Source organism: Citrobacter amalonaticus, assembly GCF_002918555.1.
Taxonomy (GTDB): Bacteria; Pseudomonadota; Gammaproteobacteria; order Enterobacterales; family Enterobacteriaceae; genus Citrobacter_C; species Citrobacter_C amalonaticus_A.
In genome coordinates, this window is record NZ_PQMB01000002.1 from 176316 (window position 1) to 202434 (window position 26119).

The 26119-nt window shown below is 53.1% G+C and carries 23 protein-coding genes, 1 other RNA gene and 1 pseudogene; 14 read left to right on the plus strand and 11 right to left on the minus strand.

The features are described 5' to 3' along the window. From sufS to C3432_RS28305, 7 genes and pseudogenes are all read right to left on the minus strand, one after another. Window positions 1-1221 (minus strand): cysteine desulfurase SufS, encoded by a 1221-nt coding sequence (gene sufS / locus C3432_RS06200; RefSeq protein WP_103775792.1) that lies wholly within the window; start codon window positions 1219-1221, stop codon window positions 1-3. After that, window positions 1218-2489 carry a Fe-S cluster assembly protein SufD gene (gene sufD / locus C3432_RS06205; RefSeq protein ID WP_103775793.1) on the minus strand — a complete coding sequence of 424 codons (1272 nt, stop codon included), beginning with the start codon at window positions 2487-2489 and terminating at the stop codon, window positions 1218-1220. Before sufD ends, sufS begins: the two co-directional genes overlap by 4 nt. Then, complete coding sequence (sufC, locus tag C3432_RS06210; protein WP_103776919.1) at window positions 2464-3210, minus strand: Fe-S cluster assembly ATPase SufC; 747 nt, start codon at window positions 3208-3210, stop codon at window positions 2464-2466. Before sufC ends, sufD begins: the two co-directional genes overlap by 26 nt. 159 nt (window positions 3211-3369) lie before the next feature. After that, the gene (sufB, locus tag C3432_RS06215) at window positions 3370-4857 is read right to left on the minus strand and encodes a Fe-S cluster assembly protein SufB (RefSeq protein ID WP_103775794.1); all 1488 of its coding nucleotides are present in this window, start codon (window positions 4855-4857) and stop codon (window positions 3370-3372) included. 8 nt (window positions 4858-4865) lie between these two features. Beyond that, window positions 4866-5234, minus strand: a complete 369-nt coding sequence (gene sufA / locus C3432_RS06220; protein WP_103775795.1) for a Fe-S cluster assembly scaffold SufA — start codon at window positions 5232-5234, stop codon at window positions 4866-4868. Window positions 5235-5702: 468 nt separating this feature from the next. Further along, window positions 5703-6275 carry a substrate binding domain-containing protein gene (locus C3432_RS06225; RefSeq protein WP_374755465.1) on the minus strand — a complete coding sequence of 191 codons (573 nt, stop codon included), beginning with the start codon at window positions 6273-6275 and terminating at the stop codon, window positions 5703-5705. 126 nt (window positions 6276-6401) lie between these two features. Beyond that, window positions 6402-6614: pseudogene (locus tag C3432_RS28305) on the minus strand (helix-turn-helix domain-containing protein); the annotation flags it as partial. An 87-nt stretch (window positions 6615-6701) separates the two neighbouring features. Between C3432_RS28305 and C3432_RS06230 the strand changes: the two are divergent. Further along, window positions 6702-7553, plus strand: a complete 852-nt coding sequence (locus C3432_RS06230; RefSeq protein WP_103775796.1) for a Vmh family MBL fold metallo-hydrolase — start codon at window positions 6702-6704, stop codon at window positions 7551-7553. A 69-nt stretch (window positions 7554-7622) separates the two neighbouring features. Here C3432_RS06230 and C3432_RS06235 read toward each other — a convergent pair whose 3' ends face one another. The 3 genes from C3432_RS06235 to ydiJ all read right to left on the minus strand — a co-directional run bounded on the left by C3432_RS06235 (window position 7623) and on the right by ydiJ (window position 11375). After that, window positions 7623-7811, minus strand: a complete 189-nt coding sequence (locus C3432_RS06235; protein WP_103776921.1) for a YdiH family protein — start codon at window positions 7809-7811, stop codon at window positions 7623-7625. A 100-nt stretch (window positions 7812-7911) separates the two neighbouring features. Then, window positions 7912-8322, minus strand: coding sequence for a 1,4-dihydroxy-2-naphthoyl-CoA hydrolase (gene menI / locus C3432_RS06240; RefSeq protein ID WP_103775797.1), 411 nt, complete (start codon window positions 8320-8322; stop codon window positions 7912-7914). Then, window positions 8319-11375, minus strand: coding sequence for a D-2-hydroxyglutarate dehydrogenase YdiJ (gene ydiJ / locus C3432_RS06245; protein ID WP_103775798.1), 3057 nt, complete (start codon window positions 11373-11375; stop codon window positions 8319-8321). The genes menI and ydiJ overlap by 4 nt, the downstream gene beginning before the upstream one ends. Before the next feature lie 419 nt (window positions 11376-11794). Here ydiJ and ydiK point away from each other — a divergent pair, with 419 nt between their 5' ends. The 9 genes from ydiK (at window position 11795) to C3432_RS06290 (ending at window position 21426) form a co-directional block, all read left to right on the plus strand. Then, window positions 11795-12907: an AI-2E family transporter YdiK gene (gene ydiK, locus C3432_RS06250; protein WP_103775799.1), complete on the plus strand. Its 1113-nt coding sequence runs from the start codon at window positions 11795-11797 to the stop codon at window positions 12905-12907. A gap of 183 nt (window positions 12908-13090) precedes the next feature. After that, window positions 13091-13198: antisense sRNA RprA (gene rprA / locus C3432_RS06255), an RNA gene on the plus strand. A gap of 362 nt (window positions 13199-13560) precedes the next feature. Continuing rightward, complete coding sequence (locus C3432_RS06260; RefSeq protein WP_103776922.1) at window positions 13561-13917, plus strand: YdiL family protein; 357 nt, start codon at window positions 13561-13563, stop codon at window positions 13915-13917. 131 nt (window positions 13918-14048) lie between these two features. Then, complete coding sequence (locus C3432_RS06265; protein WP_103775800.1) at window positions 14049-15266, plus strand: MFS transporter; 1218 nt, start codon at window positions 14049-14051, stop codon at window positions 15264-15266. A 312-nt stretch (window positions 15267-15578) separates the two neighbouring features. After that, window positions 15579-16814 carry an MFS transporter gene (locus tag C3432_RS06270; RefSeq protein WP_103775801.1) on the plus strand — a complete coding sequence of 412 codons (1236 nt, stop codon included), beginning with the start codon at window positions 15579-15581 and terminating at the stop codon, window positions 16812-16814. A gap of 55 nt (window positions 16815-16869) precedes the next feature. After that, a complete protein-coding gene (ydiB, locus tag C3432_RS06275; protein ID WP_103775802.1) occupies window positions 16870-17736 on the plus strand; it encodes a quinate/shikimate dehydrogenase in 867 nt (288 codons plus the stop codon). Between the two features lie 42 nt (window positions 17737-17778). Then, a complete protein-coding gene (gene aroD / locus C3432_RS06280) occupies window positions 17779-18537 on the plus strand; it encodes a type I 3-dehydroquinate dehydratase (RefSeq protein ID WP_103775803.1) in 759 nt (252 codons plus the stop codon). A 128-nt stretch (window positions 18538-18665) separates the two neighbouring features. Further along, complete coding sequence (locus C3432_RS06285) at window positions 18666-20261, plus strand: acyl CoA:acetate/3-ketoacid CoA transferase (RefSeq protein WP_103775804.1); 1596 nt, start codon at window positions 18666-18668, stop codon at window positions 20259-20261. 13 nt (window positions 20262-20274) lie between these two features. Continuing rightward, complete coding sequence (locus tag C3432_RS06290; RefSeq protein WP_103775805.1) at window positions 20275-21426, plus strand: acyl-CoA dehydrogenase; 1152 nt, start codon at window positions 20275-20277, stop codon at window positions 21424-21426. Window positions 21427-21535: 109 nt separating this feature from the next. Here the strand turns inward: C3432_RS06290 and C3432_RS06295 are convergent, their stop codons facing one another. Then, window positions 21536-22426, minus strand: a complete 891-nt coding sequence (locus tag C3432_RS06295; RefSeq protein WP_103775806.1) for an AraC family transcriptional regulator — start codon at window positions 22424-22426, stop codon at window positions 21536-21538. A gap of 330 nt (window positions 22427-22756) precedes the next feature. On the opposite strand from C3432_RS06295, the gene C3432_RS06300 reads away from it, so the two are divergent. The 4 genes from C3432_RS06300 to C3432_RS06315 are packed head-to-tail and all read left to right on the plus strand — an operon-like array spanning window position 22757 to window position 26112. Further along, window positions 22757-23521, plus strand: a complete 765-nt coding sequence (locus tag C3432_RS06300; protein ID WP_103775807.1) for an electron transfer flavoprotein — start codon at window positions 22757-22759, stop codon at window positions 23519-23521. 19 nt (window positions 23522-23540) lie between these two features. Then, window positions 23541-24476 carry an electron transfer flavoprotein subunit alpha gene (locus C3432_RS06305; RefSeq protein ID WP_103775808.1) on the plus strand — a complete coding sequence of 312 codons (936 nt, stop codon included), beginning with the start codon at window positions 23541-23543 and terminating at the stop codon, window positions 24474-24476. Window positions 24477-24532: 56 nt separating this feature from the next. Then, window positions 24533-25822 carry an FAD-dependent oxidoreductase gene (locus C3432_RS06310; protein WP_103775809.1) on the plus strand — a complete coding sequence of 430 codons (1290 nt, stop codon included), beginning with the start codon at window positions 24533-24535 and terminating at the stop codon, window positions 25820-25822. Next, complete coding sequence (locus C3432_RS06315; protein ID WP_103775810.1) at window positions 25819-26112, plus strand: ferredoxin family protein; 294 nt, start codon at window positions 25819-25821, stop codon at window positions 26110-26112. Before C3432_RS06310 ends, C3432_RS06315 begins: the two co-directional genes overlap by 4 nt. Window positions 26113-26119 lie beyond the last annotated feature (7 nt).

A 26119-nucleotide genomic window follows, 5' to 3' on the forward strand; every position in this document is an offset into this window, starting at 1 on the left:
TTATCCCAATAAACGGTGAATACGTTGTAAACCGGTCACCAGCCGATCCACTTCTTCATGAGTGTTGTACATCGCCAGCGACGCCCGACACATCGCCGGAACGTGGTAAAACGCCATCAATGGCATCGCGCAGTGATGACCCGTACGTACAGCGATCCCATAATTATCAAGGAAACTGCCGACGTCATAGGCGTGGTGTTTCCCGAGATTAAAGGCGATAACGCCAAGTCGATTCGCCGGGCCATATAAGGTAAGGTCCGGGACCTCTGCCAGCTGTTCCAGCGCATAATGCATCAGGTTTTGCTCATATTCCGCAATATTGTTGAGTCCCAGTGCGGCGACATATTCCAGCGCGGCGCCCAGCCCGATAATCCCCCCGGTGTTCGGCGTACCCGCCTCAAAACGCCAGGGCGCTTTTGCCCAGGTGGTTCCCTCGCTCAGGCTGACGGTAGCGATCATTGATCCTCCGCCCTCCCAGGGCGGCATCGCCTGTAACAGCGACTCTTTCACGTACAGGACGCCGATACCGGTAGGGCCATACAGCTTGTGACCGGAGAAAACGTAAAAATCACAGTCCAGCGCCTGCACGTCCACCTTGTGGTGCATCACCGCCTGTGCGCCATCCACCAGCACCTTCGCACCGTGCTGATGCGCCAGCGCCACCATCTCTGCGACCGGATTCTCTGTTCCCAGTACGTTGGATACCTGAGTAATAGCCAGCAGTCGGGTTCTGTCATCAAACAGTCCGGGAAGAACGTCCAGCCGGAGCGTCCCCTCTGCATTCAGCGGTATAACCCGCAGCTCGGCGCCAACGCGGGCACAGAGCATCTGCCACGGGACAATGTTGGCGTGGTGCTCCATCTCGCTGATGATAATGTTGTCGCCTGCCTGCACATTGCGATTTCCCCAGCTGTTAGCAACAAGGTTAATCCCTTCCGTCGTGCCGCGGACAAATACCAGTTCTTCCGCAGAGCGGGCGTTGATAAACAGCGAGGCCTGCTTGCGTACGTTCTCCATCTTTTCGGTGGCCTGGGCGCTCAGGGTGTGAATACCGCGATGCACCGCGGCATACCCATGCCGGTAAAATTCCGCTTCAGCATCAATGACCTGGTTGGGTTTCTGTGCGCTGGCCGCACTGTCCAGATACGCCAGCGGTAAGCCGTTAACTTCGCGGGTGAGAACCGGAAAATCCCCGCGCACGTTCTCAATGGGAAAAGTCATGCTCCACCTCCCGGCAGGCGTTGGCCGATTCGCGCCAGCACCTGTTGCTTCAAAATTTCGATGCCAGGCGCTTCCGTCAGCTCAGCGGCAAAGGCATAGAGTATCATTTGCCGCGCATCCTGCTGGCCGATCCCGCGTGAGCGCAGATAGAACATCTGCTCATCGTCAATGCGGCCAATCGTCGCACCGTGGCTGCATTTCACATCATCAGCGTAGATCTCAAGCTGCGGTTTGGTATCCACTTCAGCCAGTTTTCCGAGCAGCAAATTATTGTTGGTCATCTGCCCGTCGGTTTTAATGGCGTGCTGAGCGACGTTGATCAGGCCATTGAATACCGCCCGGCCTTTATCGCTGACGATGGTTTTATGCAGTTGTCGGCTGTTGCAGTAGCCCTTGTTGTGCTCCAGCCAGGTGCGGGTGTCGCAGATTTCATTTTTCACCGGCATCGCCAGGCTGTTGAGCCGCAGCGTCGTGTTCTCGCCGTTTAGCTGAGTGCTGGTGTTGTGCCGCAGCACCGCATCGCCCAGCAGGAAGCTGTGGCTGTGCGCCGAAGCGTCTGCCGCCAGTAAAATGTCGTTATGGGCAAAGTGATGGCTGAACGGATTTTCAAACGCCAGTTTGATGTGGTGCAAATGGGCATTCGCTGCCACATCCATCGTCAATCGCGCACCGGTGAAATGCCGCGCGTCATTAAGACTGACAAAGTGTTCAATTACCGTCGCTTCCGCCCCCTCTTCCAGCGCCAGGTGATGGCGATAATGCGCCGTGTTCACCTCTTCTCCCGCCACGCCCTGGGTGATGTGCAGCAGCAGCAGGGGTTTCGGTGGGCGCGAATGATGCTTAACGCGGATATGCGTCACACGATGCGCCAGACTTTCGGTCAGGTGCAGAAATACCTCCGGCTGCACCGGCGCTGGCAGCATCTGGCGTTCATCATTAATCTGTATCTCAAAACCGCTATTATCTGTCGCGTCGCTGAGCGTCGGGCTGAACTGACCGTTCACAAACACCAGGCGTAAGGAATCGATGCCCAGCGCCAGCGCGTCGCGCTGTGCCGGGCTGACGTCGACGAAGCGGCTGACAAACTGGCTGTGGGTTAACCCTTCCAGCGGCGTGTATTTCCAGTTCTCATGCTTACGTGTCGGGAGTCCCAGACGCAGCATCTGTTGCAGGTGCTGCTGCGCCTGTTCAGAGCGCGATTCTCCCAGGGCTTCAAACAGATGATGCCACTGCTGTAACGCATTACTGCTGTTCGGTAAGCCAGCCATATCCCTGCTCCTCCAGTTGTTTGACCAGAGTGAAATCACCGGACTTCACAATGCGCCCCTGATACAGGACATGAACATAGTCAGGTTTGATGTAATCAAGGATACGCTGGTAGTGAGTTACGATGATGAACGAACGCTTGCCATCACGCAGCGAGTTCACCCCTTCGGCGACAATTTTCAACGCATCAATATCCAGCCCGGAATCTGACTCATCGAGAATGCATAACTCTGGCTCGAGTACCGCCATTTGCAGGATGTCATTGCGCTTCTTTTCCCCGCCGGAGAACCCCACGTTCACTGAACGCGTCAGCAAATCTTCTGGCATCTTCAGCAGTGCGATTTTCTCTTCCATTAAATCCTGAAAGTCGAAGCGATCGAGCGATTCCAGCCCACGGTATGTGCGCACCGCATTCAGCGCCGTTTGCAGGAAAAACTGGTTGCTGACGCCGGGGATCTCAACCGGATACTGGAAGGCCATAAATATCCCTTCGCCCGCACGATCTTCCGGCGACAGCTCCAGTAAATCTTTGCCTTTAAATTCCACGGATCCGCCGGTCACGGCATAATCTTCTCGCCCGGCAAGCGTGGCGGAAAGCGTACTTTTCCCGGAACCGTTAGGCCCCATAATCGCGTGGACTTCGCCGGGACGAACCTCAAGACTCAACCCGCGCAGGATCGCCTTATCTTCCACACTGACCTGTAACTCTTTAATATTTAACATATAATATCCTTGCATAGAATCTGCCCCAGAAGGCGTAATCGTTGCAGCCAGTTTGGGTGCGTCAGCGCGGAGAAACCGGAGCGTACATGCAGCACGTGAGGATTTCGGGCACTGCCCAAACCCAAAATGGCAAATAAGATAGCCTTATGGGCCAGATTCTTATCCGACGCTGTGTTCAAGGCTAATAGCCAATAATTTTTGTGCTTCAACGGCAAACTCCAGCGGCAGCTCCGAAAACACATCCTTACAAAACCCGTTCACAATCATTGAGATGGCATCTTCTTCGCTGATACCGCGCTGCAGGCAGTAGAACAGCTGATCTTCCCCGATCCGCGAGGTAGTCGCCTCGTGCTCCAGCTGGGCGCTGTTGTTGCGGCACTCGACGTACGGGAAGGTATGCGCCCCGCAGTCCGCGCCAATCAGCATCGAGTCACACTGGGTAAAGTTTCGCGCATTGGTGGCCGTCGGCATGATTTTCACTAACCCGCGATAGCTGTTCTGGCTGTGTCCGGCAGAGATCCCTTTTGAAATGATGGTCGATTTCGTGTTCTTGCCGATGTGGATCATCTTGGTGCCGGTATCCGCCTGCTGATGCCCGCTGGTTAATGCGACCGAATAGAATTCACCGATAGAGTTGTCACCGCGCAAAATGCAGCTCGGGTATTTCCAGGTGATAGCCGAACCGGTTTCGGACTGCGTCCAGGACATTTTGCTGTTTTCGCCTTCGCACAGCGCACGCTTGGTGACAAAGTTAAGGATCCCGCCGGTGTTGTTATCGCCAGGGAACCAGTTTTGTACGGTGGAGTATTTCACTTCGGCATCTTTATGGATGATGACCTCCACCACTGCCGCGTGCAGCTGATAACTGTCGCGAACCGGCGCGGAGCACCCTTCGATATAGCTGACATAGCTGCCTTCGTCCGCAACAAGGATCGTGCGCTCAAACTGTCCGGTTTTTTCAGCGTTAATGCGGAAATAGGTCGAGAGTTCCATCGGACAACGCACGCCTTTTGGCACATAAATAAACGTGCCGTCAGAGGCAACGGCGGCGTTCAGCGCGGCAAAGAAGTTATCATTGCCGGGAACCACGGTCCCAAGATATTTCTTCACCAGGTCAGGGTGATCGTGAATCGCCTCGCCAAAGGAACAGAAAATAATGCCCTGCTCCGCCAGCTTTTCGCGATAGGTGGTAGCCACCGAAACAGAGTCGAAAATGGCGTCCACCGCCACCTCTCTGCCTTCACGAACCGGCACGCCGAGCTGGTCGAACGCCGCTTCCACCTCTTTGCTTAAAAAGGCATTCGCCCCGGTTTGCTGCACTGCACCCGGTTCTGAGGCACAGGCGTCATCACAGTTACCGCACGATGGCGCAGAGTAATAGCTGTAATCCTGATAGTTCAGCTTATCGTAGTGCGCCTTCAGCCAGTGCGGTTCTTCCATTTCAACCCATGCTTTCCAGGCGTTGAGACGAAACGCCAGCATCCACTCAGGCTCGTTACGCTTTGCCGAGATAGCGCGCACGACCTCTTCATTGATGCCCTTCGCCAGCTCATCGGTCTGTAACCGGGTGAAAAAACCTTCTTTATAATTCAGCGGGCCGCCGGTCCAGGTTTTGACATCGTCAGTAGCTTCAGTATTACGAGACATAGTACCGCCTATACCCCAAAGCTTTCGCCACAGCCACATTCGTTCTGGGCTTTCGGGTTATGAAATTTAAATATCTGGTTTAATCCTTCGCGCACATAATCGACTTCCGTTCCGTCGATGAAGGGCATGGCCTGTAGCGGGACATACAGCTTCGCACCGTCCGTTTCGAACAGAAGACAGTCTTTGTCCGGCTCGCTAACGGTGTCCAGTACGTAACCAAAACCGGCGCATCCGGTCTGCTTCACGCCCAGACGCACCCCCAGCATACCAGGCTGTTTTGCCACCAGTTCGCGAATATGCGTCGCGGCCGCCGGGGTTAGCGTTAATCCACGCCACGCAAAATCGTCGGGATCAAATGTTCCTGAATGCAATTCCATAGAGTCACCTCGCGTCATTAGCCATTGAGCTATAACACCATGTTAGTGATAATGATTCTCACTTCAACCCCTCGAGAGCAGGGGCTTTCGGCTACGCCGCCCTTATTTGGCTACTTTTATTAAGCATAGACCCTGCACGGAGGGTTCACAGGGAACGATTATTTTCTTCAATCCATTGATTGATAATGGATTAAGAACAGCTAATCAGCCGGACAGGTCGAAAAGGAAAAGATGTATAGAAAATGACTATTTCTGAGATAGAAAAGACAAAGAGTCGCAGGCAGAAAAAAACCCTTAAGGCTGCCGGGATGCAGTCTTAAGGGTTCCCGCCCCATCCGGCGCTTATCTCCGGCACTCATGATGGCTTAGCTCTTGAAGGGGCGATAAGAATAATCCCATAATGACGCAGGGCATTTTTAACACAAATTGCGCTTTGTCATTATTCTGAGCAAGATCAATTCACTGCGTTTATGGCATCGCCTGCTGAAGGGTATCCAGCAGCAGGCGCATCCCGGCAGGCTGGTGGTCGCGCGATAAATACAGGCCATATACCGCCAGTCGCCGGGGTTGCAGATGAGGTAACAAACTCACCAGCCGCCCATGCTCCAGCCCCTCCCTGGCTTCTTTTTCTGGCACCAGCGCAATGCCCATTCCTGCCAGCGCGGCTTCACACAGTAACGAAGAGATCCCGGCGCTTAGGTTGCCTTTTATCGCCACCGAAACCGTCTCCCCCTGCGTATCCAGAAAATGCCAGGATTTTCCGGCAAAGCCGCTGTAGTAAAGACAGTTGTGCTGCGTAAGGTCATCGGGCGAATGGGGCGTCCCATGCTGCCGCAGATACTCCGGGGACGCGCACAGTATCGACTCACAATCCCCCAGCCGACGGGCGATCGTGCCGGGTTCCGGATTATCAGTGATGCGAATGGCAACATCGATACGTTCCCCGACCAGGCTTACAGGCTGATTATTGATTTCGACCTCAACGCGCAATTCAGGATAACGAGCCAGAAAATCTGGCAGCACAGGGGCAAGAATATGCATTGCGGTAAAATGCGCACAGGCAACGCGTAGCGTGCCGGAGGGGATTTCCGCCGCAGACGCTGCACCAATATCCTGCGAGAGTTGCGCGAGCGTTCTCGTCCTCACCAGCGCCTCCTCTCCTGCCGGGGTAATGGTCAGTTTGCGTGATGAGCGGTGGATCAGTCGCGCTCCAGCCCACTTTTCCATCTCGTCGAGATACCGGCTCACCATCGGTCGGGACAGCCCCAGCGCTCGTGCGGCGGCGCTCAGGCTGCCTAAATCACAGATATGATTAAACACCGTTGCCGCCATCACTCTGTCCATTTCATCCCCATCCGATCGTTTTAAGAAACTCAGCATGTCCTGATTCAGGAATTCTAACAGATCCGAATTGCCTTAAACTACCGGCCACCCACAAGACAATTTCATCTGCCAAAGGTATTTCCCATGAAAATTAAAGCACTGACGCTGCTGCTGCCGCTGTTCACCTCACCCGTCTTTGCCGCACCGCTACACCTTGACGTTTTTAACCCGCAGGAAAAAGCACTATTCCCGGTCTCTTCAACGCTGGTGTCTGGCCCGAAAGAGGCGATTTTGTTTGATGCGCAGTTCAGCACCAAAGAGGGTGAGAAGCTGGTGGAGAGGATTAAGGCCAGTGGTAAATCCCTGAAAGCGATCATCATTACTTCTGGCGATCCGGATTTCTATTTTGGCCTGGAGCCGATTGTGAAGGCCTTCCCGGATGTGCAGGTGCTGGCGACACCAAAAGTGGCAGAGCATATTCGTGCGACCAAAGAGGCGAAGTTACTGTACTGGGGACCGCAGATGAAAGAGGGCGCGCCAGCGGCGCTTACGGTACCGCAGGCCACCACACAGACGCACTTTACCATTGATGGGGAAACCGTTGAGCTGCGTCATCCCAACGATTACGCCGCTTATATTTGGATCCCGGCTAATCGCGCTATTCTTGGCGGAACGGGTATCGCTTCCGGCATTCATGTCTGGACGGCGGATACCCAGTCCCGTGCGCAGCGCGAAAGCTGGCGTAATGTACTCAGCGAAATGCAAAGCCTGCAACCGACTCAGGTGATACCCGGTCACTATATTGGTAAACGTCCTGCCGGGGATGCGGCGATTCGCTTCACTCAGGATTACCTGCAATCCTTTGAGCAGGCGCTGACAGCGAAAAAAGGCTCAGACTGGGTGATCAAGACGATGAGCGCGGCCTGGCCGGGTCTGGCAGATGAAAGTTCACTGGAACTGAGTGCCAGAGTCAATACGGGTGAAATGAAGTGGTAACCACGCCGTCGCGTTGAAAAAAAACCCCGGCAGACATGTCGGGGTTTCATCACAATAAATATGTCGGCATCAATGCACGCCCAGGCGCCAGGCAAAATAGATCTCTTCTTTCAGTTCGGTCGAAGAGAGCGTCAGGAGGTCGGCAAACTCCAGCTCTAATTGTTTCAGGCGTTTGAGATACTGAGCCGGAGAGATTTCGGTTTTATCACGACGTAAAAATTCGATTGCCAGTTGGGCCGGATCTAATTGGGTAGACATATCATCCTCGCTTGTGTTCAAAACCTGCACAGTGTATCACCTTTTGCTGTGCAGATTATGACCAAAAGCTATATAGATCACATTTTTTTGCGTGACAACGTCACACAACGGCGGTCGTGAGACGCGAAGTGCAGCACAGCCGGTCCTGCTCATCGAAAATCTCGATTTGCCAGACCTGATGCCGGGAGCCGGTATGCAAAGCGCGGCAAACGCCTCTGACGCGCCCTTCCCGTGCGGAACGGATATGATTGGCATTAATTTCCAGCCCGACCACTTTCTGCTCCCCCTGAGTACAGAGATAACCCGCCACGGAACCGATGCTTTCCGCCAGCACCACCGACGCGCCACCGTGCAGCAAACCAAACGGCTGCTTTGTGCGATGGTCCACTGGCATTGTCGCCTCGAGCGTATCGTCACCGATACGTTCAAAGCGAATATCCAGTAAGCCAACCATATTCCCCTCGCCCATCGCATTGAGCGCGTCGAGAGTCACCTCACGTTTCCAGATCATCCGATAATCTCCAGTAATGCCTGTAATGGATGACGAACCCCCGTCCCCTCGACGCGCTTAACCTGGCTGCGGCAGGAATAACCGGTCGCCAGGCAACGATTGCGCGGCAGTCGTTGCATCGCCTGATGCCAGGATAGCTCGTAAATCCCAAGGGAATTGTCGCGGTTTTTTATTTCATGTCCGTAGGTTCCCGCCATCCCGCAGCACCCCACGCTGACGTTTTCAAGCTTCGCCCCTAAGCGGGCGAAAATAGATGCCCACTGGGCCGGTGCCCCCGGCAATGCCGTCACTTCAGTGCAGTGACCAAAGAAGTACCACGCTTCCCCGCTGACCGCCTGGGGTTCATTCGTCTCCAGCACTTTAGACAGCCATTCATTCACCAGCTGAACGTGGAAATCACCGCGCTGCTCGCCCAGCGCCAGTTTGTATTCATCGCGATAGCAAAGCACCAGCGCCGGATCGACTCCCACCATCGGCATCCCCAGCAGGGCTATCCGGTTCAGAAACTCAGAGGTTTTCTTTGCTGTCTTCGCAAAACGGTTCAGGAAACCTTTAATATGTTGCGCCTTGCCGTTGGGCGAGAATGGCAGCAACACCGGCTGTAGTCCCAGTTTCTCCACCAGGCGAACAAAGTCGGCCACCACCTGCGCATCGTAATAGCTGGTGAAAGGATCCTGCACAACCAGCACCGTACGGGCTTTCTGCTCTTCGCTCAGCGTTTCAAGCTGCTCAAGCGTCATATTCGCCGATCGGTGTCCTGCCATCTGCTGTTGCAGCGAAGGGGCCGACAGCAGCGGGAGATCCACCATCCCGATATGTTTTGCCGACAGCCTGCGAACCACAGGCTGGTTAATGAAGAAGTTAAAGGTTTTCGGGGCACGCGCCATTAACGGCGCATAGGTTTCCACCGTCGCCACCAGATGATCGCGCAGCGGGCGCAAATAGCGGGTGTGGTACAGCTGGAGGAAGCGCGAACGGAATTCCGGTACGTCAATCTTGATTGGACACTGGGTGGAACACGCTTTACACGCCAGACAGCCGGACATTGCCTCTTTCACTTCATGCGAGAAGTCATACTCCCCCTTACGCGCATGCCAGCTGTTACGGGTACGTGCAATCAATGTACGCAGGCTGACGCGCTTTTCCGACAGGTCTTTTTCCAGCGTAACCGGATCGATCCCGCGATCGGCCAGCAGGCGCAGCCATTCGCGCACCAGCGTGGCGCGGCCTTTAGGTGAATGAATACGATTAAGGCTGATTTTCATCGACGGACACATCGGGCTTTTGGCATCAAAATTGAAGCACAACCCGTTACCGTTGCACTCCATCGCTCCGCGCCACTCTTGCCGCACCGCCAGCGGGATCTGCCGGTCGTACGTACCGCGTTTTACCGAATCAACTTTCATCATCGGCGCGTCAATCCCCTCCGGCGGGCAAATTTTACCGGGGTTTAGTCGGTTTAGCGGATCAAACGCCGCTTTCACTTTCCTCAGTTCGCCATAGAGTTCCGCCCCGAAGAATGCCGGACTGTACTCCGCCCGGAAACCTTTGCCATGTTCCCCCCACAGCAGACCGCCATATTTCGCCGTCAGGGCGACGACCGCATCGGAGATCTGCTTCATCAGCATCTCCTGCTGCGGATCGCACATATCCAGCGCCGGACGTACGTGCAGCACCCCGGCGTCAACATGCCCAAACATCCCGTAGCTCAGCCCGTGGCTATCAAGCAACGCGCGGAATTCGGCTATGTAGTCGGCAAGATGCTCCGGCGGAACACAGGTATCCTCCGCAAACGGAATCGGCTTCGCCGGGCCTTTGGCATTCCCCAGCAGACCCACCGCTTTTTTACGCATCGCATAGATACGTTCCACTCCGGCCAGTTCCGTACACAGTTGCCAGCCGATAACGCCAGCCTCCTGACGCGCAATTAATCCGTCCAGCCGCTCACACAGCGCATTAATCTGGTCATCAATTAACGCTTCGTCATCCCCGGCAAATTCAACGATGTTCAGGCCAAGCATCTCTTTATCCGGCACGTCGGTGATGAGCTTGCTGACCGAATGCCAGACAATGTCTTCCCGCGCCAGATTCAGCACTTTGGAATCCACCGTCTCGACGGACAGCGCTCGCGCGTCCACCATAAATGGCGCGTTGCGCAAAGCGGAGTCGAAGGAGTCATACTTCACATTCACCAGGCGGCGAACTTTCGGTAGCGGCGTAATATCCAGCCGCGCCTCGGTAATAAAAGCCAGAGTCCCTTCTGAGCCGGTAAGAATGCGGGTCAAATCAAACTCGGTCATCTCATCGTTAAAGACATGCCGGAGATCGTAGCCGGTCAGAAAGCGGTTCAGTTTGGGGAAGCTATCGACAATCAGCTGACGTTTTTCACGGCAGCGCTGCAACACGGTGTTATAAATTCGTCCGGTGGTGGTGTTGCTCTTGCCGAGCGTTTCGGCCAGCGTAACGGGCAGCGGTTGGGTATCCAGAATATCCCCCCCCAGCAGCACCGCACGCACGCCCAGCACGTGGTCGGAGGTTTTGCCGTACACCAGCGAGCCCTGCCCGGACGCATCGGTATTGATCATCCCGCCAAGCGTCGCGCGGTTGCTGGTGGAAAGTTCCGGGGCAAAGAAATACCCATACGGCTGCAGATATTGGTTAAGCTGATCTTTGATGACCCCCGCTTCAACCCGAACCCATCCCTCTTCGGGATTAATTTCGATGATGCGGCTCATATAGCGGGACATATCAACGATAATCCCCTGGTTCAGCGCCTGGCCGTTAGTGCCGGTGCCGCCGCCGCGAGGAGTGAAAATCAGCGCGGTGAATCGGGGCTCCGCCGCCAGTCTGGCAATCAGCGCCACATCAGCAGTAGAACGGGGGAAAACGACAGCATCGGGAAGAAGCTGATAGATACTGTTATCTGTCGACATCGTCAGACGGTCGGCGTAACTCGTTGCCGTATCGCCTGTAAAACCCTGTTGCTCCAGCTCATGCAAAAAATTGAGCACCAGTTGAACGACGCCAGGTGCCTGAGAAATTTGTGGAATCATTATAGTGACCCTTTCCTGCGGTCTGCGTTGTGAGTTTATCGTTTGCCTTTTTGTAGATACCTGTACACAAAATCATTCTGGTTGCATCGGGACGGCAGATGACGAAATCCCCAGAAGCATAGGCCACTATGTGACCGGGGTTTCTGACAAATCTGCCGGGAGCAGATTTAAACACTGCCCGCAGCGGCCCCTTAAGGGGGGAGAACCGGGAACGGGCCGGGTAATCCGCAGCCAACAAAGATGCAGCCTGAAGGATGAAGTGTATATTGTTGTATCACATTTTTTTCTTATGCGCCCGGCACAATTACTGGCAGAATCCGTCTGTCAAAAACCGCTGAAATTGCTCATCATTATGACGTCGGTTTCGCGTGTTTACGTCGCGTCGACGGTTTGACGCACAAAAAAGGTGAAAAGTGTTTATGGTAAATCTTCGTCAGCCCAGGGATATCGCACAAATTCTGCTGTCGGTGCTGTTTTTAGCCATCATGATTGTGGCGTGTTTGTGGATTGTTCAGCCCTTTATCCTGGGTTTTGCCTGGGCAGGTACCATTGTCATTGCTACCTGGCCCGTTTTATTACGCTTGCAAAAATTGCTCTGGGGCCGCCGCTCTCTGGCGGTTCTGGTGATGACGCTGTTATTGGTGCTGCTGTTTGTCATCCCCATCGCGTTGCTGGTCAACAGCATCGTGGATGGTAGCGGCCCGTTGATCCATGCCATCTCCGGTGGTGAGATGACGCTGCCGGATCTGGCGTGGCTGAACACCATTCCGCTGATTGGCTCGAAGCTGTATGCCGCCTGGCACAGCCTGCTGGATATGGGCGGTACGGCCATTATGGCGAAAGTTCGCCCTTATATTGGCACCACCACCACCTGGTTTGTCGGCCAGGCTGCGCACATTGGTCGTTTTATGATGCATTGTGGTCTGATGCTGCTGTTCAGCGCCCTGCTGTACTGGCGCGGTGAAACCGTCGCGATGGGCATCCGCCATTTCGCCTGCCGTCTGGCCTCTAAGCGCGGTGATGCGGCGGTACTGCTGGCGGCGCAGGCGACCCGCGCAGTGGCGCTGGGCGTAGTGGTGACCGCCCTGGTGCAGGCCATACTTGGCGGGATTGGTCTGGCGATTTCCGGCGTTCATTACGCCACGCTGTTGACGGTGGTCATGATGCTCTCCTGCCTGGTACAGCTGGGTCCGCTGCCGGTGCTGGTTCCGGCGATTATCTGGCTCTACTGGACCGGAGATACCACCTGGGGCACGGTGCTGCTGGTGTGGAGCTGTGTCGTCGGCACGCTGGATAACGTTATCCGTCCGATGCTAATCCGTATGGGGGCCGATCTGCCGCTGATTTTGATCCTCTCCGGGGTTATCGGCGGCCTGATTGCCTTCGGGATGATCGGTTTGTTCATTGGTCCCGTTCTGCTGGCGGTCAGCTGGCGCCTGTTCTCTGCCTGGGTGAACGAAGCCCCTGCGCCTGGCAGCGACCCTGACGAGATCCTCGAAGAAATCGCCGAAATCGAAGACAGTAAAAAGTGATCTGCAATCAGGCGGCATGGCCGCCTGATTGTTTAGCACGGCTTATCAATCAAATTCCCCTGCGTTTCCCAGCCCCCTGTCCGCGCCTGTAAACACTTATTCGTGCCGCAAATTCTTTACAGTTTTTAAACTATTGAGACGAATCTGATCGACGCAAAAAATCGTCATGCCTACTATTAGCTCACGGTTATAGATCAACACATTGATTTATAAGCATGGAAATCCCCTGAGTGAAACAACGAATTGCTGTGTGTAGTCTTTGCCCATCTCCCACGATGGGCTTTTTTTTAACGTTTGACCCATGCCTTACCCTGCTCCGACGCATCATTCACCCGTTCACGGTCATGATTTGCCTCCTCCCCTTTTTCCGTCGCATCCACGTCATGGCGATTCACAGACCACACCTGTCTCTTCGCACTCCAGGCCATGACAGGGGGACAAGGTCGGAATCAATCCAGGCAATGATGTTTTTCATAATTGTGATCGCACACCGCCCGGATGCGCTGAAAAAAAGACAGGAGCATTAAGACTTTTTATTTTTACACGTCGATAACAAATAATATTGCACAAGATACTGTGACTCTCTTCAAGCCGAAAACAGGTTAATAGTGTTATTTATGCTTTATCGTTTTTTAATATGAAGTCATTAAATGATGAACGCGTATGAACTACAGGCTTTGCGTCATATTTTTGCACTCAGCGTGGAGGAGTGCGTAAGATGGATTGCGCCCGATTATAATTCCGCCCGCTGGCGACAGTGGGAAAATGGCGAATGCGAAATTCCGTCGGCCATTGTCGAAAAGCTACTGGAGATGCGCAGAAAAAGAAAATTACGCATCAATGCTATTATTGAGAAAATTAATAACCGTATCGGCAATAACACCATGCGTTTCTTCAGCGATTTGACCGATTTTCAGAAAGTTTATCGTGACGGCGATTTTCTGGAGTGGAAAATTTATCAGTCGGTTGCCGCCGAACTTTATGCCCACGATCTGGAACGTCTGTGCTAATTGGGTTTATCCCGAACGACATGGCGAATCTCTGAAGAGCATCAAATAATCAGACACATTGCAATTTTATGGCGCAGGCGCTTTTGCCTGTACCAGGGAACATCTTTTAGCGAATTCGCTGAGCACACATCATGAAAAATAGCTATCTCCCCACCGCGGCGGGGCTGTATCTCAATTACCTGGTGCATGGGATGGGGGTCATTTTGATGAGCCTCAACATGTCATCGCTTGAACAACAATGGCAAACCAACGCCGCTGGCGTCTCTGTTGTTATCTCCTCACTCGGCATCGGTCGGCTAAGCGTCTTATTCTGCGCGGGATTACTGTCCGACAGATTTGGACGCAGACCTTTTATCATTCTGGGAATGCTGTGTTATCTGGCGTTCTTCTTCGGCATTCTGAACACCCACAATATTATTATCGCCTACGCATTTGGCTTTCTGGCCGGAATGGCAAACAGCTTTCTTGACGCAGGCACCTATCCCAGCCTGATGGAGGCCTTTCCTGCGTCGCCAGGTACCGCGAATATACTGATAAAAGCGTTTGTCTCCGGCGGGCAGTTTTTGCTGCCAATGATAATCAGCCTGCTGGTCTGGGCGGAGCTTTGGTTTGGCTGGTCCTTTATTATTGCGGCAGCCATTATGATCCTGAACGGGCTGTTTTTATTTCGCTGTACCTTTCCGCCTCATCCGGGACGTAAATTGCCCCCGGCTCAGATTAAGCCCTCCCGCAAACCGGCGGAAAAACATCGCTGTTTGCTTATCGACCTGGTCAGTTATACCCTGTACGGCTATATCTCTATGGCGACGTTTTACCTGATCAGTCAATGGCTTGCGCAATACGGGCAGTTCGTCGCGGGAATGTCTTATACGTTGTCGATCAAACTGTTAAGCATTTATACCTGCGGTTCGCTGCTCTGTGTGTTTATTACCGCACCGCTGGTGCGCAAAACGGTACGCTCCACCACATTGTTAATGCTGTATACCTTTATCTCCTTTGTCGCGCTGTTGACGGTATGCCTCTATCCCAATGTGTACGTGGTGATTGTCTTCGCATTTGTCATCGGATTCTCTTCCGCGGGCGGTGTCGTGCAGATCGGCCTGACGCTGATGGCGGCGCGTTTCCCACTCGAGAAAGGCAAAGCCACCGGTATTTATTACAGCGCAGGCAGCATTGCCACTTTCACCATACCGTTAGTCACCGCCCATCTGTCGGAAAGAAGCATCGCCGATATTATGTGGTTTGATACTGGTATTGCCGCCGTGGGATTCCTGCTGGCGTTGTTTATTGGCTATCGCAGCCGGATGGAATCCCGACGTCAGGTGGCGCTGGATCCGCTCGTGGAATAACGCATATTCATTCAGATGCAATATTGTTACCCCCCTGTGCAAAATAATCTGGACAACTATTAAAACATCAGCAAAACGGCAGCGGGAAGAATGACGATTCACATTTTAATATGCAATATACCTGGTAACAAAAACGCCATGCTATGTAGGTTCATTACCTGTCACCACGTATATTAATAACATAATCGCCGTAGTACAGATTATCCCCGTGAGATTCCTGGCGGCAGGTGGATTGACATTTCTGCATCCCGAATGGTTCAGGGTGTATGGCGACGATAACAGAATAATTTTAACCAGCATGGAGCTGTGAAAATGTCTCAGAACAAGGCTTTCAGCACCCCTTTTATCCTGGCTGTTATATGTATTTACCTCAGCTATTTTCTTCACGGTATTAGCGTCATTACACTGGCGCAAAACATGACTTCGCTTGCCGAAAAGTTTTCCACGGATAATGCGGGGATCGCCTATTTAATTTCCGGCATTGGTCTGGGTCGATTGGTCAGTATTCTGTTTTTTGGCGTGCTGTCGGATAAATTTGGTCGTCGCGCAATCATTCTGTTAGGCGTGTTGTTATATATCCTCTTTTTCTTCGGCATTCCCGCCAGTCCTAATCTGATGATCGCGTTTGGTCTTGCTGTTTGCGTCGGCATCGCCAACTCGGCGCTCGATACGGGCGGCTATCCGGCATTAATGGAGTGTTTCCCGAAAGCGTCAGGCTCTGCGGTTATTCTGGTCAAAGCAATGGTTTCGTTTGGGCAGATGCTGTACCCGATGATTGTCAGCTATATGCTGCTCAACAATATCTGGTACGGCTACGGGGTTATTATTCCCGGCATTTTGTTTGTGCTGATCACCCTGATGCTGCTTAAGAGTAAATTCCCCAGCCAGCTGGTGGACGCCAGCGTCGCGAAAGAACTCCCGCAGATGAACAGCAAGCCGCTTGTCTGGCTGGAAGGTGTGGCCTCCGTGCTCTTTGGCGTCGCTGCGTTCTCAACCTTTTATGTCATTGTGGTCTGGATGCCGAAGTACGCAATAGCCTTCGCCGGAATGGCCGAAGCCGATGCGCTGAAAACCATCTCTTACTACAGCATGGGGTCGCTGGTCTGCGTCTTTATCTTTGCCGTCCTGCTGAAGAAAATGGTTCGCCCCATCTGGGCTAACGTTTTTAACGCAGGTCTGGCGACCATTACGGCGGCCGTCATTTATCTCTATCCGTCACCGCTGGTGTGTAACGCCGGATCCTTTGTTATCGGCTTCTCCGCCGCCGGAGGAATTTTGCAACTGGGCGTTTCGGTGATGTCAGAGTTCTTTCCGAAGAGCAAAGCCAAAGTCACCAGCATTTATATGATGATGGGCGGCGTTGCCAACTTTATTATCCCGCTGATTACCGGGTATCTCTCCACAATCGGCCTGCAGTACATCATTTTACTGGATTTCGGCTTCGCACTGCTGGCCTTCATTACCGCCATTATCGTCTTCGTCCGCTACTACCGCGTATTTAATATTCCGCAAAACGATGTCCGCCTGGGCGAGCGCTATTTTCAATAAGAGCCTGGGGACCAGACTCTTAATCAGGTCAGCCAATATTTTAAGGAGTAATGTTATGGATGTAACCGCTAAATATGAATTGATTGGTCTTATGGCCTACCCCATCAGACACAGTCTGTCACCTGAAATGCAAAATAAAGCCTTAGAAAAAGCAGGGTTGCCGTATACGTACATGGCCTTTGAAGTTGACAACACCACTTTTGCGGGCGCGATTGAAGGGCTGAAGGCGCTGAAAATGCGCGGAACCGGCGTTTCGATGCCTAATAAACAGCTGGCCTGCGAGTTCGTTGACGAACTGACCCCTGCCGCAAAACTGGTCGGGGCCATTAATACCATCGTGAATGATGATGGCTATCTGCGAGGCTACAATACCGATGGCACAGGCCACATTCGGGCGATAAAAGAGAGTGGCTTTGATATTAAAGGCAAAACGATGGTATTACTGGGCGCAGGCGGGGCATCCACCGCTATCGGCGCACAGGCGGCCATTGAAGGCATCAAAGAGATTAAACTCTTTAACCGCAAAGACGAGTTTTTCCAGAAGGCGCTTGATTTTGCTCAACGCGTTAATGAAAACACGGATTGCGTCGTGACCGTCACCGACCTTGAAGATCAAAAGGCATTCGCCGCGGCGCTGGCCAGTGCAGACATCCTGACGAATGGCACAAAAGTTGGCATGAAGCCGCTGGATAACGAATCTATCGTCAGCGATGTCAGCTTACTGCGCCCGGAACTGCTGGTGACCGAATGCGTGTACAACCCGCATATGACGAAATTGCTGCAACAGGCGCAACAGGCGGGTTGCAAAACCATAGACGGTTACGGCATGTTGTTGTGGCAAGGTGCCGAACAGTTCAAACTGTGGACCGGCAAAGATTTTCCGCTGGAATATGTTAAACAGGTGATGGGGTTTGCGGCCTGATGGCCAGGATCTGTAAATCTGGTAAATAAGAAAAGGTATTAAATGAAAACCGTAACCGTAAAAGACCTCGTCATTGGCGAAGGGGCACCAAAAATTATCGTGTCGCTCATGGGAAAAGATATCGCCAGCGTCAAATCGGAAGCGCTGGCCTACCGCGACGCTGATTTTGACATTCTGGAATGGCGCGTTGACCACTTCGCCGATGTGGCTTCCGCTGACGCTGTTGTGCAAGCAACTCGCGCCATCAGAGACATTATGCCGCAGACTCCCCTGCTGTTTACCTTCCGCAGCGCGAAGGAAGGCGGCGAGCAGATGATCTCAGCAGAGGCCTATATCGCGCTTAATCGTGCGGCAGTCGACAGCGGACTGGTTGATATGATCGATCTTGAACTGTTCACGGGCGATGAACAGGTCAAAGCGACGGTTGCATATGCGCACAGCAAAAACGTTAAGGTCATCATGTCTAACCATGATTTCCACAAAACCCCTGCGGCACAAGAGATTGTTCTGCGTCTGCGCAAAATGCAGGATCTGGGTGCCGATATCCCCAAAATTGCCCTGATGCCGCAGAGTCGGAGCGACGTGTTGACGCTGCTTGCCGCCACGCTGGAGATGCAGGAGCAGTACGCTGACCGTCCGCTCATCACCATGTCGATGTCAAAAACGGGAGTGATCTCACGTCTGGCGGGGGAAGTCTTTGGCTCAGCAGCAACCTTTGGCGCAGTTAAAAAAGCCTCTGCGCCGGGACAAATTTCCGTCAGTGACCTGCGAACGGTATTAACGATTCTCCATCAGGCTTAATTAATTTATTAAGGGCGGGAGAGAAACCTTCCGCCATAAATAACAATAATGATCTGAAATGAATATTCTTCGCGAATATTCAGCGGACCTGTACGTCTCGGTTCTGCCGGGTCATGTCTGGAGTAAATATGAAACCTGAAAAACCATTACGCGTAAATGGCCGCGTCCCCGTACTTTCTGCGCAGGAAGCGGTGAATTATATTAAAGATGAAGACACCCTGTGTATATTAGGTGCCGGTGGCGGCATACTCGAAGCCACCAGCTTAATTACTGCCCTCGCCGATAAATATAAACAAACGCAGACGCCACGTAATTTATCGATAATCAGCCCTACCGGCCTGGGTGACCGTGCCGATCGTGGTATTAGCCCGCTGGCGCAGGAGGGGCTGGTAAAATGGGCATTATGCGGCCACTGGGGGCAGTCTCCGCGTATTTCTGAATTAGCAGAGCAGAATAAGATTGTTGCCTATAACTATCCGCAGGGCGTGTTGACTCAGACGCTGCGTGCGGCGGCGGCCCATCAGCCCGGTATTCTGAGCGACATTGGTCTTGGTACTTTTGTGGATCCACGCCAACAGGGCGGCAAGCTCAATGAGATCACCCAAGACGATCTGATCAAGCTCGTTGAAATTGATAACAAAGAGTACCTCTATTACAAAGCCATCGCCCCCAGCGTGGCGTTTATCCGCGCCACCACGTGTGACAGCGAAGGGTATGCCTCTTTTGAAGACGAGGTAATGTACCTGGATGCGCTGGTTCTGGCTCAGGCAGTACACAACAACGGCGGCATCGTGATGATGCAGGTGCAGAAAATGGTGAAGAAAGCCACGCTGCACCCGAAATCTGTGCGCATTCCGGGGTATCTGGTCGATATTGTGGTTGTGGATCCCGGGCAAACGCAGCTGTACGGCGGGGCGCCGGTGAACCGCTTTATCTCCGGTGATTTCATCCTCGATGACAGCGCCCAGCTCGCCCTGCCCCTGAATCAGCGCAAACTGGTGGCGCGACGCGCACTGTATGAGATGCGAAAAGGTGCCGTGGGTAACGTTGGCGTCGGGATCGCCGATGGTATCGGTCTGGTCGCGCGTGAGGAAGGCTGTGCGGATGACTTTGTCCTGACCGTAGAAACCGGTCCGGTTGGCGGGATCACGTCTCAGGGCGTCGCCTTTGGCGCTAACGTCAATACCCGCGCCATTCTCGATATGACCTCTCAGTTTGATTTCTATCACGGCGGTGGTCTGGATGTCTGCTATCTGAGTTTTGCCGAAGTGGATCGTCACGGTAACGTCGGCGTGCATAAATTCAACGGTAAAATTATGGGCACCGGCGGCTTTATTGATATCAGCGCCACCTCAAAGAAAATTGTCTTCTGCGGTACGTTAACCGCTGGCAGTCTGAAAACAGAGATTGCTGACGGTAAATTAAATATCGTTCAGGAAGGCCGGGTTAAGAAATTTATTAACGAACTGCCGGAAATTACCTTCAGCGGAAAAATTGCTCTCGAACGCGGACTTGATGTGCGTTACATCACCGAGCGCGCCGTATTCACGCTGAAAGAGGACGGCCTGCATTTAATCGAGATTGCCCCAGGCGTCGATCTGGAAAAAGACATTCTTGCCAAAATGGATTTCTCACCGGTTATTTCGCCCGAGTTGAAACTGATGGACGAAAGATTATTTATCGATGCCACCATGGGCTTTATGTTGCCCGAAGCCACCCATTAAAAGGACCAGGATGATGGACTTTTCTTTAACCGAAGAACAAGAGCTGCTGCTTGCCAGTATTCGCGAACTGATCACCACCCAATTTCCGGAAGAGTATTTCCGCACCTGCGATCAGACGGCGACCTACCCGAAAGAGTTTATGCGGGCGCTTGCCGATAACGGCATTTCTCTGCTGGGCGTCCCGGAAGAGTTCGGCGGCATTCCGGCAGATTATGTCACCCAGATGCTGGCGCTGATGGAAGTCTCTAAGTGCGGCGCCCCCGCCTTTCTGATCACCAATGGTCAGTGCATTCACAGTATGCGCCGGTTCGGCTCGCCGGAGCAGTTACGCAAAACAGCGGAAAGCACGCTGGCAACCGGCGACCCGGCCTACGCACTGGCGCTGACTGAACCCGGTGCGGGCTCTGACAATAACAGCGCCACCACCAGCTACACCCGTAAAGATGGCAAAGTTTATCTTAATGGACAGAAAACGTTCATTACCGGGGCGAAAGAGTATCCGTATATGCTGGTACTGGCGCGCGATCCGGAGCCAAAAGATCCGAAAAAGGCCTTCACTCTCTGGTGGGTGGAGTCCAGCAAGCCGGGGATAAAAATCAATCCGCTGCACAAAATCGGCTGGCACATGCTGAGTACCTGCGAAGTTTATCTCGACAATGTTGAGGTCGATGAAAGCGATATGGTTGGCGAAGAAGGGATGGGCTTCCTCAATGTGATGTACAACTTTGAGATGGAGCGTCTGATCAACGCCGCCCGCAGCACCGGTTTTGCTGAATGCGCCTTTGAAGATGCCGCCCGCTACGCCAACCAGCGAATCGCCTTTGGCAAGCCGATTGGTCATAACCAGATGATCCAGGAAAAGCTGGCGCTGATGGCGATCAAAATCGACAACATGCGCAATATGGTACTGAAGGTTGCATGGCAGGCTGACCAGGAGCAGTCTCTGCGTACCAGCGCGGCGCTGGCGAAACTGTATTGCGCTCGTACCGCAATGGAAGTGATCGACGACGCCATTCAAATCATGGGCGGTCTGGGTTACACCGATGAAGCACGCGTCTCCCGCTTCTGGCGCGATGTACGCTGTGAGCGTATCGGCGGTGGCACCGATGAAATCATGATTTACGTGGCGGGCCGTCAGATCCTGAAAGACTATCAGAACAAATAACGCGCTGTTTCCAGGCCGGATGAGGCGCCTGCGCCGCCATCCGGCAATGTGCCCGGAAGCATTACGCCTCCGGGCTTACGGTAAATCAGGGAATAACGGCTACTGAAAGTCAGGCATTCGACATCAGATACTCTTGCTCGACTAAGCTATTTTTAAACTGCTTACGATAATCACTGGGCGAACAACCGACATGGCGCAGAAAGAGTTTGGCAAAATGGTCGACATTTTCATACCCTACCCGCCAGGATATTTCCGCCAGTGAAAAGTCCGTATTGGTCAGGGCAAATTTAGCCTCGGTCATTCGGCGCTGGATAACATAGTTAATGGGTGAAATATGGTACTCTTTTGTAAATTCATGACAGATGTAACTGACGCTGGCCCGAAATTTTTTAGATAACTGATCGAGAGTAATTTTCTCGCGAAAATTATTATTGAGATAAACCAGAATGTCTTTTATCAGGATATCTTTTTTAATATATCCCTGCTCGGAACGGTAAGCATTTTTAAAGTTTTCATAAAATAAAACGGTCAGCGCATAAGCGAAAGCATCGCACACGGAGGACGTCAGCCCATTTTTACTTTGCGGTAACATGACGCTGAGTTCATTAAAAATGCTTTTAAGAACCTCTTTCCCCTGTCCCACGGCAACCACCGGGCAGGAATGCGGTTGCAGCAGCTGATTTTCTTCCCACTCCTGAAAGCGAAAGCCATAGAGCGCACAGGTATAGGTTGTCGCCGGTGAGTTGATATCCGAGGTCACCGCATGCAGCCGCCCGCGTTCAATCACCACAATGTCGTCTTCGTGTGCCACATAAAGAGAAGAATCGATAATTAATCGGGCAACGCCTTTTTTGACATAAATCAGTTCCGTTTCATTATCATGAACATGATGCCCGGACTCCCACTTTGGATCATCGCTGATGACAAATCGAGAAAATCGCGGGGTTTTACCCTGTTCAAAAAGGGTCTCCATGACATTATCAAAACATCGTTGATACATGACAACCTCCACAAGCAGATAGTAATCCTGAACAATATAATGAGGATAAAATAATGCGAGCGAGGCGGTTATACAACTGCATTTAGTGTGGGTAAAACAAGATTATTTACTCCACATGCAAGATAATACGACCATTGTGCAAAAATGATTTTGCCGACTTTTCTTTTGCTTTGCCGATCCCAATTTTTTTGCAAGATTATTGGCAACGAAAACAGTTTTCCCCATCGAAAAAATACCCGCCGCTATCGCACACTATTTCCAGTCAAATTCCATTTTCCGCCAAGGGTGGCGACCATTGCCATCGTTAGCACGCGACTCACAGGAGATACCATGAAAATAATAACCTGCTTTAAGCTGGTGCCGGAGGAACAGGATATTGTTGTGACTCCCGAACATACCCTCAGCTTTGATAATGCCGATGCCAAAATCAGCCAGTTCGATCTCAACGCCATTGAAGCGGCTGCACAGTTGGCCACGGATGATGATGAGATTGCCGCACTGACCATCGGCGGTTCACTGCTGCAAAACTCGAAAGTACGCAAAGATGTCCTCTCCCGGGGACCGCATGCACTCTACATGGTGCAGGATGCCCAGCTGGAGCACGCCCTGCCGAAAGACACCGCACGGGCGCTCGCCGCCACAGCGCGGAAGACAGGCTTTGATCTGATGCTGTTTGGCGAAGGCTCTGGCGATCTCTACGCGCAGCAGGTGGGTCTGCTGGTTGGCGAGCTACTGCAATTACCGGTAGTGAATGCGGTAAGCAACATCCAACGTCATGGCGATCGTCTGGTGGTAGAACGCACGCTGGAAGAAGAGATCGAGGTTATCGAACTGTCTCTTCCCGCAATCCTCTGCGTCACGTCCGATATTAACACCCCGCGAATTCCTTCGATGAAGGCGATTCTGGGGGCAGGTAAAAAGCCGGTTACCCAGTGGCAGGCAAGCGATATTGGCTGGAGCCACGCCACTCCACAGGCAGAGCTGATTGCCATTACCGTGCCGCCGCAAACGGAGCGTAAACACCTCATTCTGGACAACGATTCGCCGGAGGCGATCGCTGAACTGGCAGAACATCTGAAAAAAGCCCTGAACTAAACCCAACGGAGAAATCATTATGAGTCAATTAACGAACGTCTGGGTATTTAGCGATAACGTTGAACGCTACGCAGAGCTGATGACCGGCGCACGTCAGTGGGGCCAGCGGGTGGACGCCATTGTGCAGGACGCAGAACAGGCAGAGCACGTTAAGCAACTCGGTGCAGACAGCATCATCATGCTGGAAAAAAATACCCCACTGCAACGAATTGAAAACTACGCAGAAACCATTGCCGCGCAAATCAAGGAGAAAAATGGCGGGCTGTTGTTGATGGCGGCCACCAGGCGCTGTAAAGCCCTGGGCGCACGTCTCAGCGTGCAACTGGATGCCGCCATGGTTAACGATGCTATCTCGGTCTGCATTGATGCAGGTACGGTATATGCCGAACACCGCATGTACGGCGGGCTGGCGTTTGGCAAAGAGAAACTGAACAGCGCATTCACCATTGTCACGCTTGCGCCTGGCGTACTGGAACCTGCTGCGACAAATCCGGCGCACGGCTGCCCTGTGGTTAGCGCGTCGTATCTTCGACCGCAGCATGAAATTCTCTGCCAGGAGCGTCGCGCCAAATCGCTCAGCAGCGTCGATCTCAGCAAAGCGAAGCGCGTGGTCGGCGTGGGCCGTGGTCTGGTGGCGCAGGACGATCTCAGCATGGTACGAGAGCTGGCCGCCGTACTGGGTGCGGAGGTGGGTTGTTCACGTCCGATTGCCGAAGGGGAAAACTGGATGGAACGCGAGCGTTATATCGGCGTTTCTGGCGTACTGCTGAAATCCGATTTGTATCTCACGCTGGGGATTTCCGGACAGATCCAGCATATGGTTGGCGGGAACGGCGCCAGGGTGATTGTCGCCATCAACAAAGATAAAAACGCGCCGATTTTTAACTATGCCGATTACGGGCTGGTGGGAGATATCTACAAAGTGGTCCCTGCCCTGATCGAGCAGCTACGCTAACGTTCACCCTGAACCACATTTCCCGCTGTACACACAGCGGGATGGGAGCATAAAGCATGTCGGATGAAAAATTTGATGCCATTGTGGTTGGCGCTGGCGTTGCAGGATCGGTGGCGGCGTATGTGATGGCGAAAGCGGGGCTTGATGTTCTGGTCATTGAGCGTGGAAACAGTGCGGGCAGTAAAAACATGACCGGTGGCCGACTTTACGCCCACACGATTGAACGGATCATGCCCGGATTCGCACAGCAGGCTCCTGTTGAACGCAAAGTCACCCGCGAAAAGATCTCGTTTATAACCGGGGAAAGCGCGGTCACCCTCGATTATCATCGTGAACAACCTGACGCCCCGGACCGGTCCTCGTATACCGTGTTGCGCAACCGCCTCGATCCCTGGCTGATGGAGCAAGCAGAAGCCGCTGGCGCACAGTTTATTCCGGGTGTTCGCGTGGATGCATTAATTCGCGAAGGCAACCAGGTCACCGGGGTACAGGCTGGTGACGATATTCTCGACGCTAACGTGGTGATCCTGGCCGACGGCGTCAATTCGATGCTTGGTCGTTCGCTGGGGATGGTGCCTGCATCATCCGCTCATCATTACGCCGTGGGCGTGAAAGAGTTAATTTCACTCTCCCCCGCCCAAATTGAAGATCGCTTTAATCTTGCTGGCAACGAAGGCGCGGCCTGGCTGTTCGCCGGTTCGCCTTCGAACGGCCTGATGGGCGGTGGCTTTCTCTATACCAACCGGGATTCTGTCTCACTCGGTCTGGTTTGTGGACTCGGTGATATGGCTCACGCACAAAAAAGCGTGCCGCAGATGCTGGAGGATTTCAAGCAGCACCCCTCCATTCGACCACTGATTCAGGGAGGCAAATTGCTGGAGTATTCGGCACATATGGTGCCGGAAGGTGGGCTGGCAATGGTGCCAGAGCTGGTGAACGACGGTGTGATGATTGTCGGCGATGCCGCCGGGTTCTGCCTGAACCTCGGTTTCACGGTTCGTGGTATGGATTTAGCCATCGCCTCTGCCGAGGCCGCAGCAAACACGGCCATTGCGGCAAAAGAACGCAAGGACTTCTCCGCCAGCACGCTGTCGGCATACAAAAACGCGCTGGCGCAAAGCTGCGTGATGCGCGATATGCAGCACTTCCGCAAAATCCCGGCGTTAATGGAAAATCCTCGTCTGTTCACACAATACCCGCAGATGGTGGCGGACATCATGAACGATATGTTCACCGTTGACGGCAGCCCGAATCAGCCCGTTCGCAAGATGATCATGTCACACGCCAAACGGATCGGCCTGATAAATCTGTTAAAAGACGGCATTAAAGGAGCGACGGCGCTATGAGTCAGGAGAATCGTGTAAACGTCGACGTCAAGCTGGGCGTCAACAAATTTCATGTCGATGAAGGTCATCCGCATATCATTCTGGCGGCTAACCCGGACAGTAAGGAATTTCAAAAATTACTGAACGCCTGTCCCGCTGGACTCTATAAGCAGGACGACGCTGGCAATATTCACTTCGATTCTGCCGGCTGCCTTGAGTGCGGAACCTGCCGGGTGCTGTGCGGCGATACCCTCCTTGAAAAATGGGAGTATCCGGCGGGCACGTTTGGCGTCGACTTCCGCTATGGCTGATGAGCTG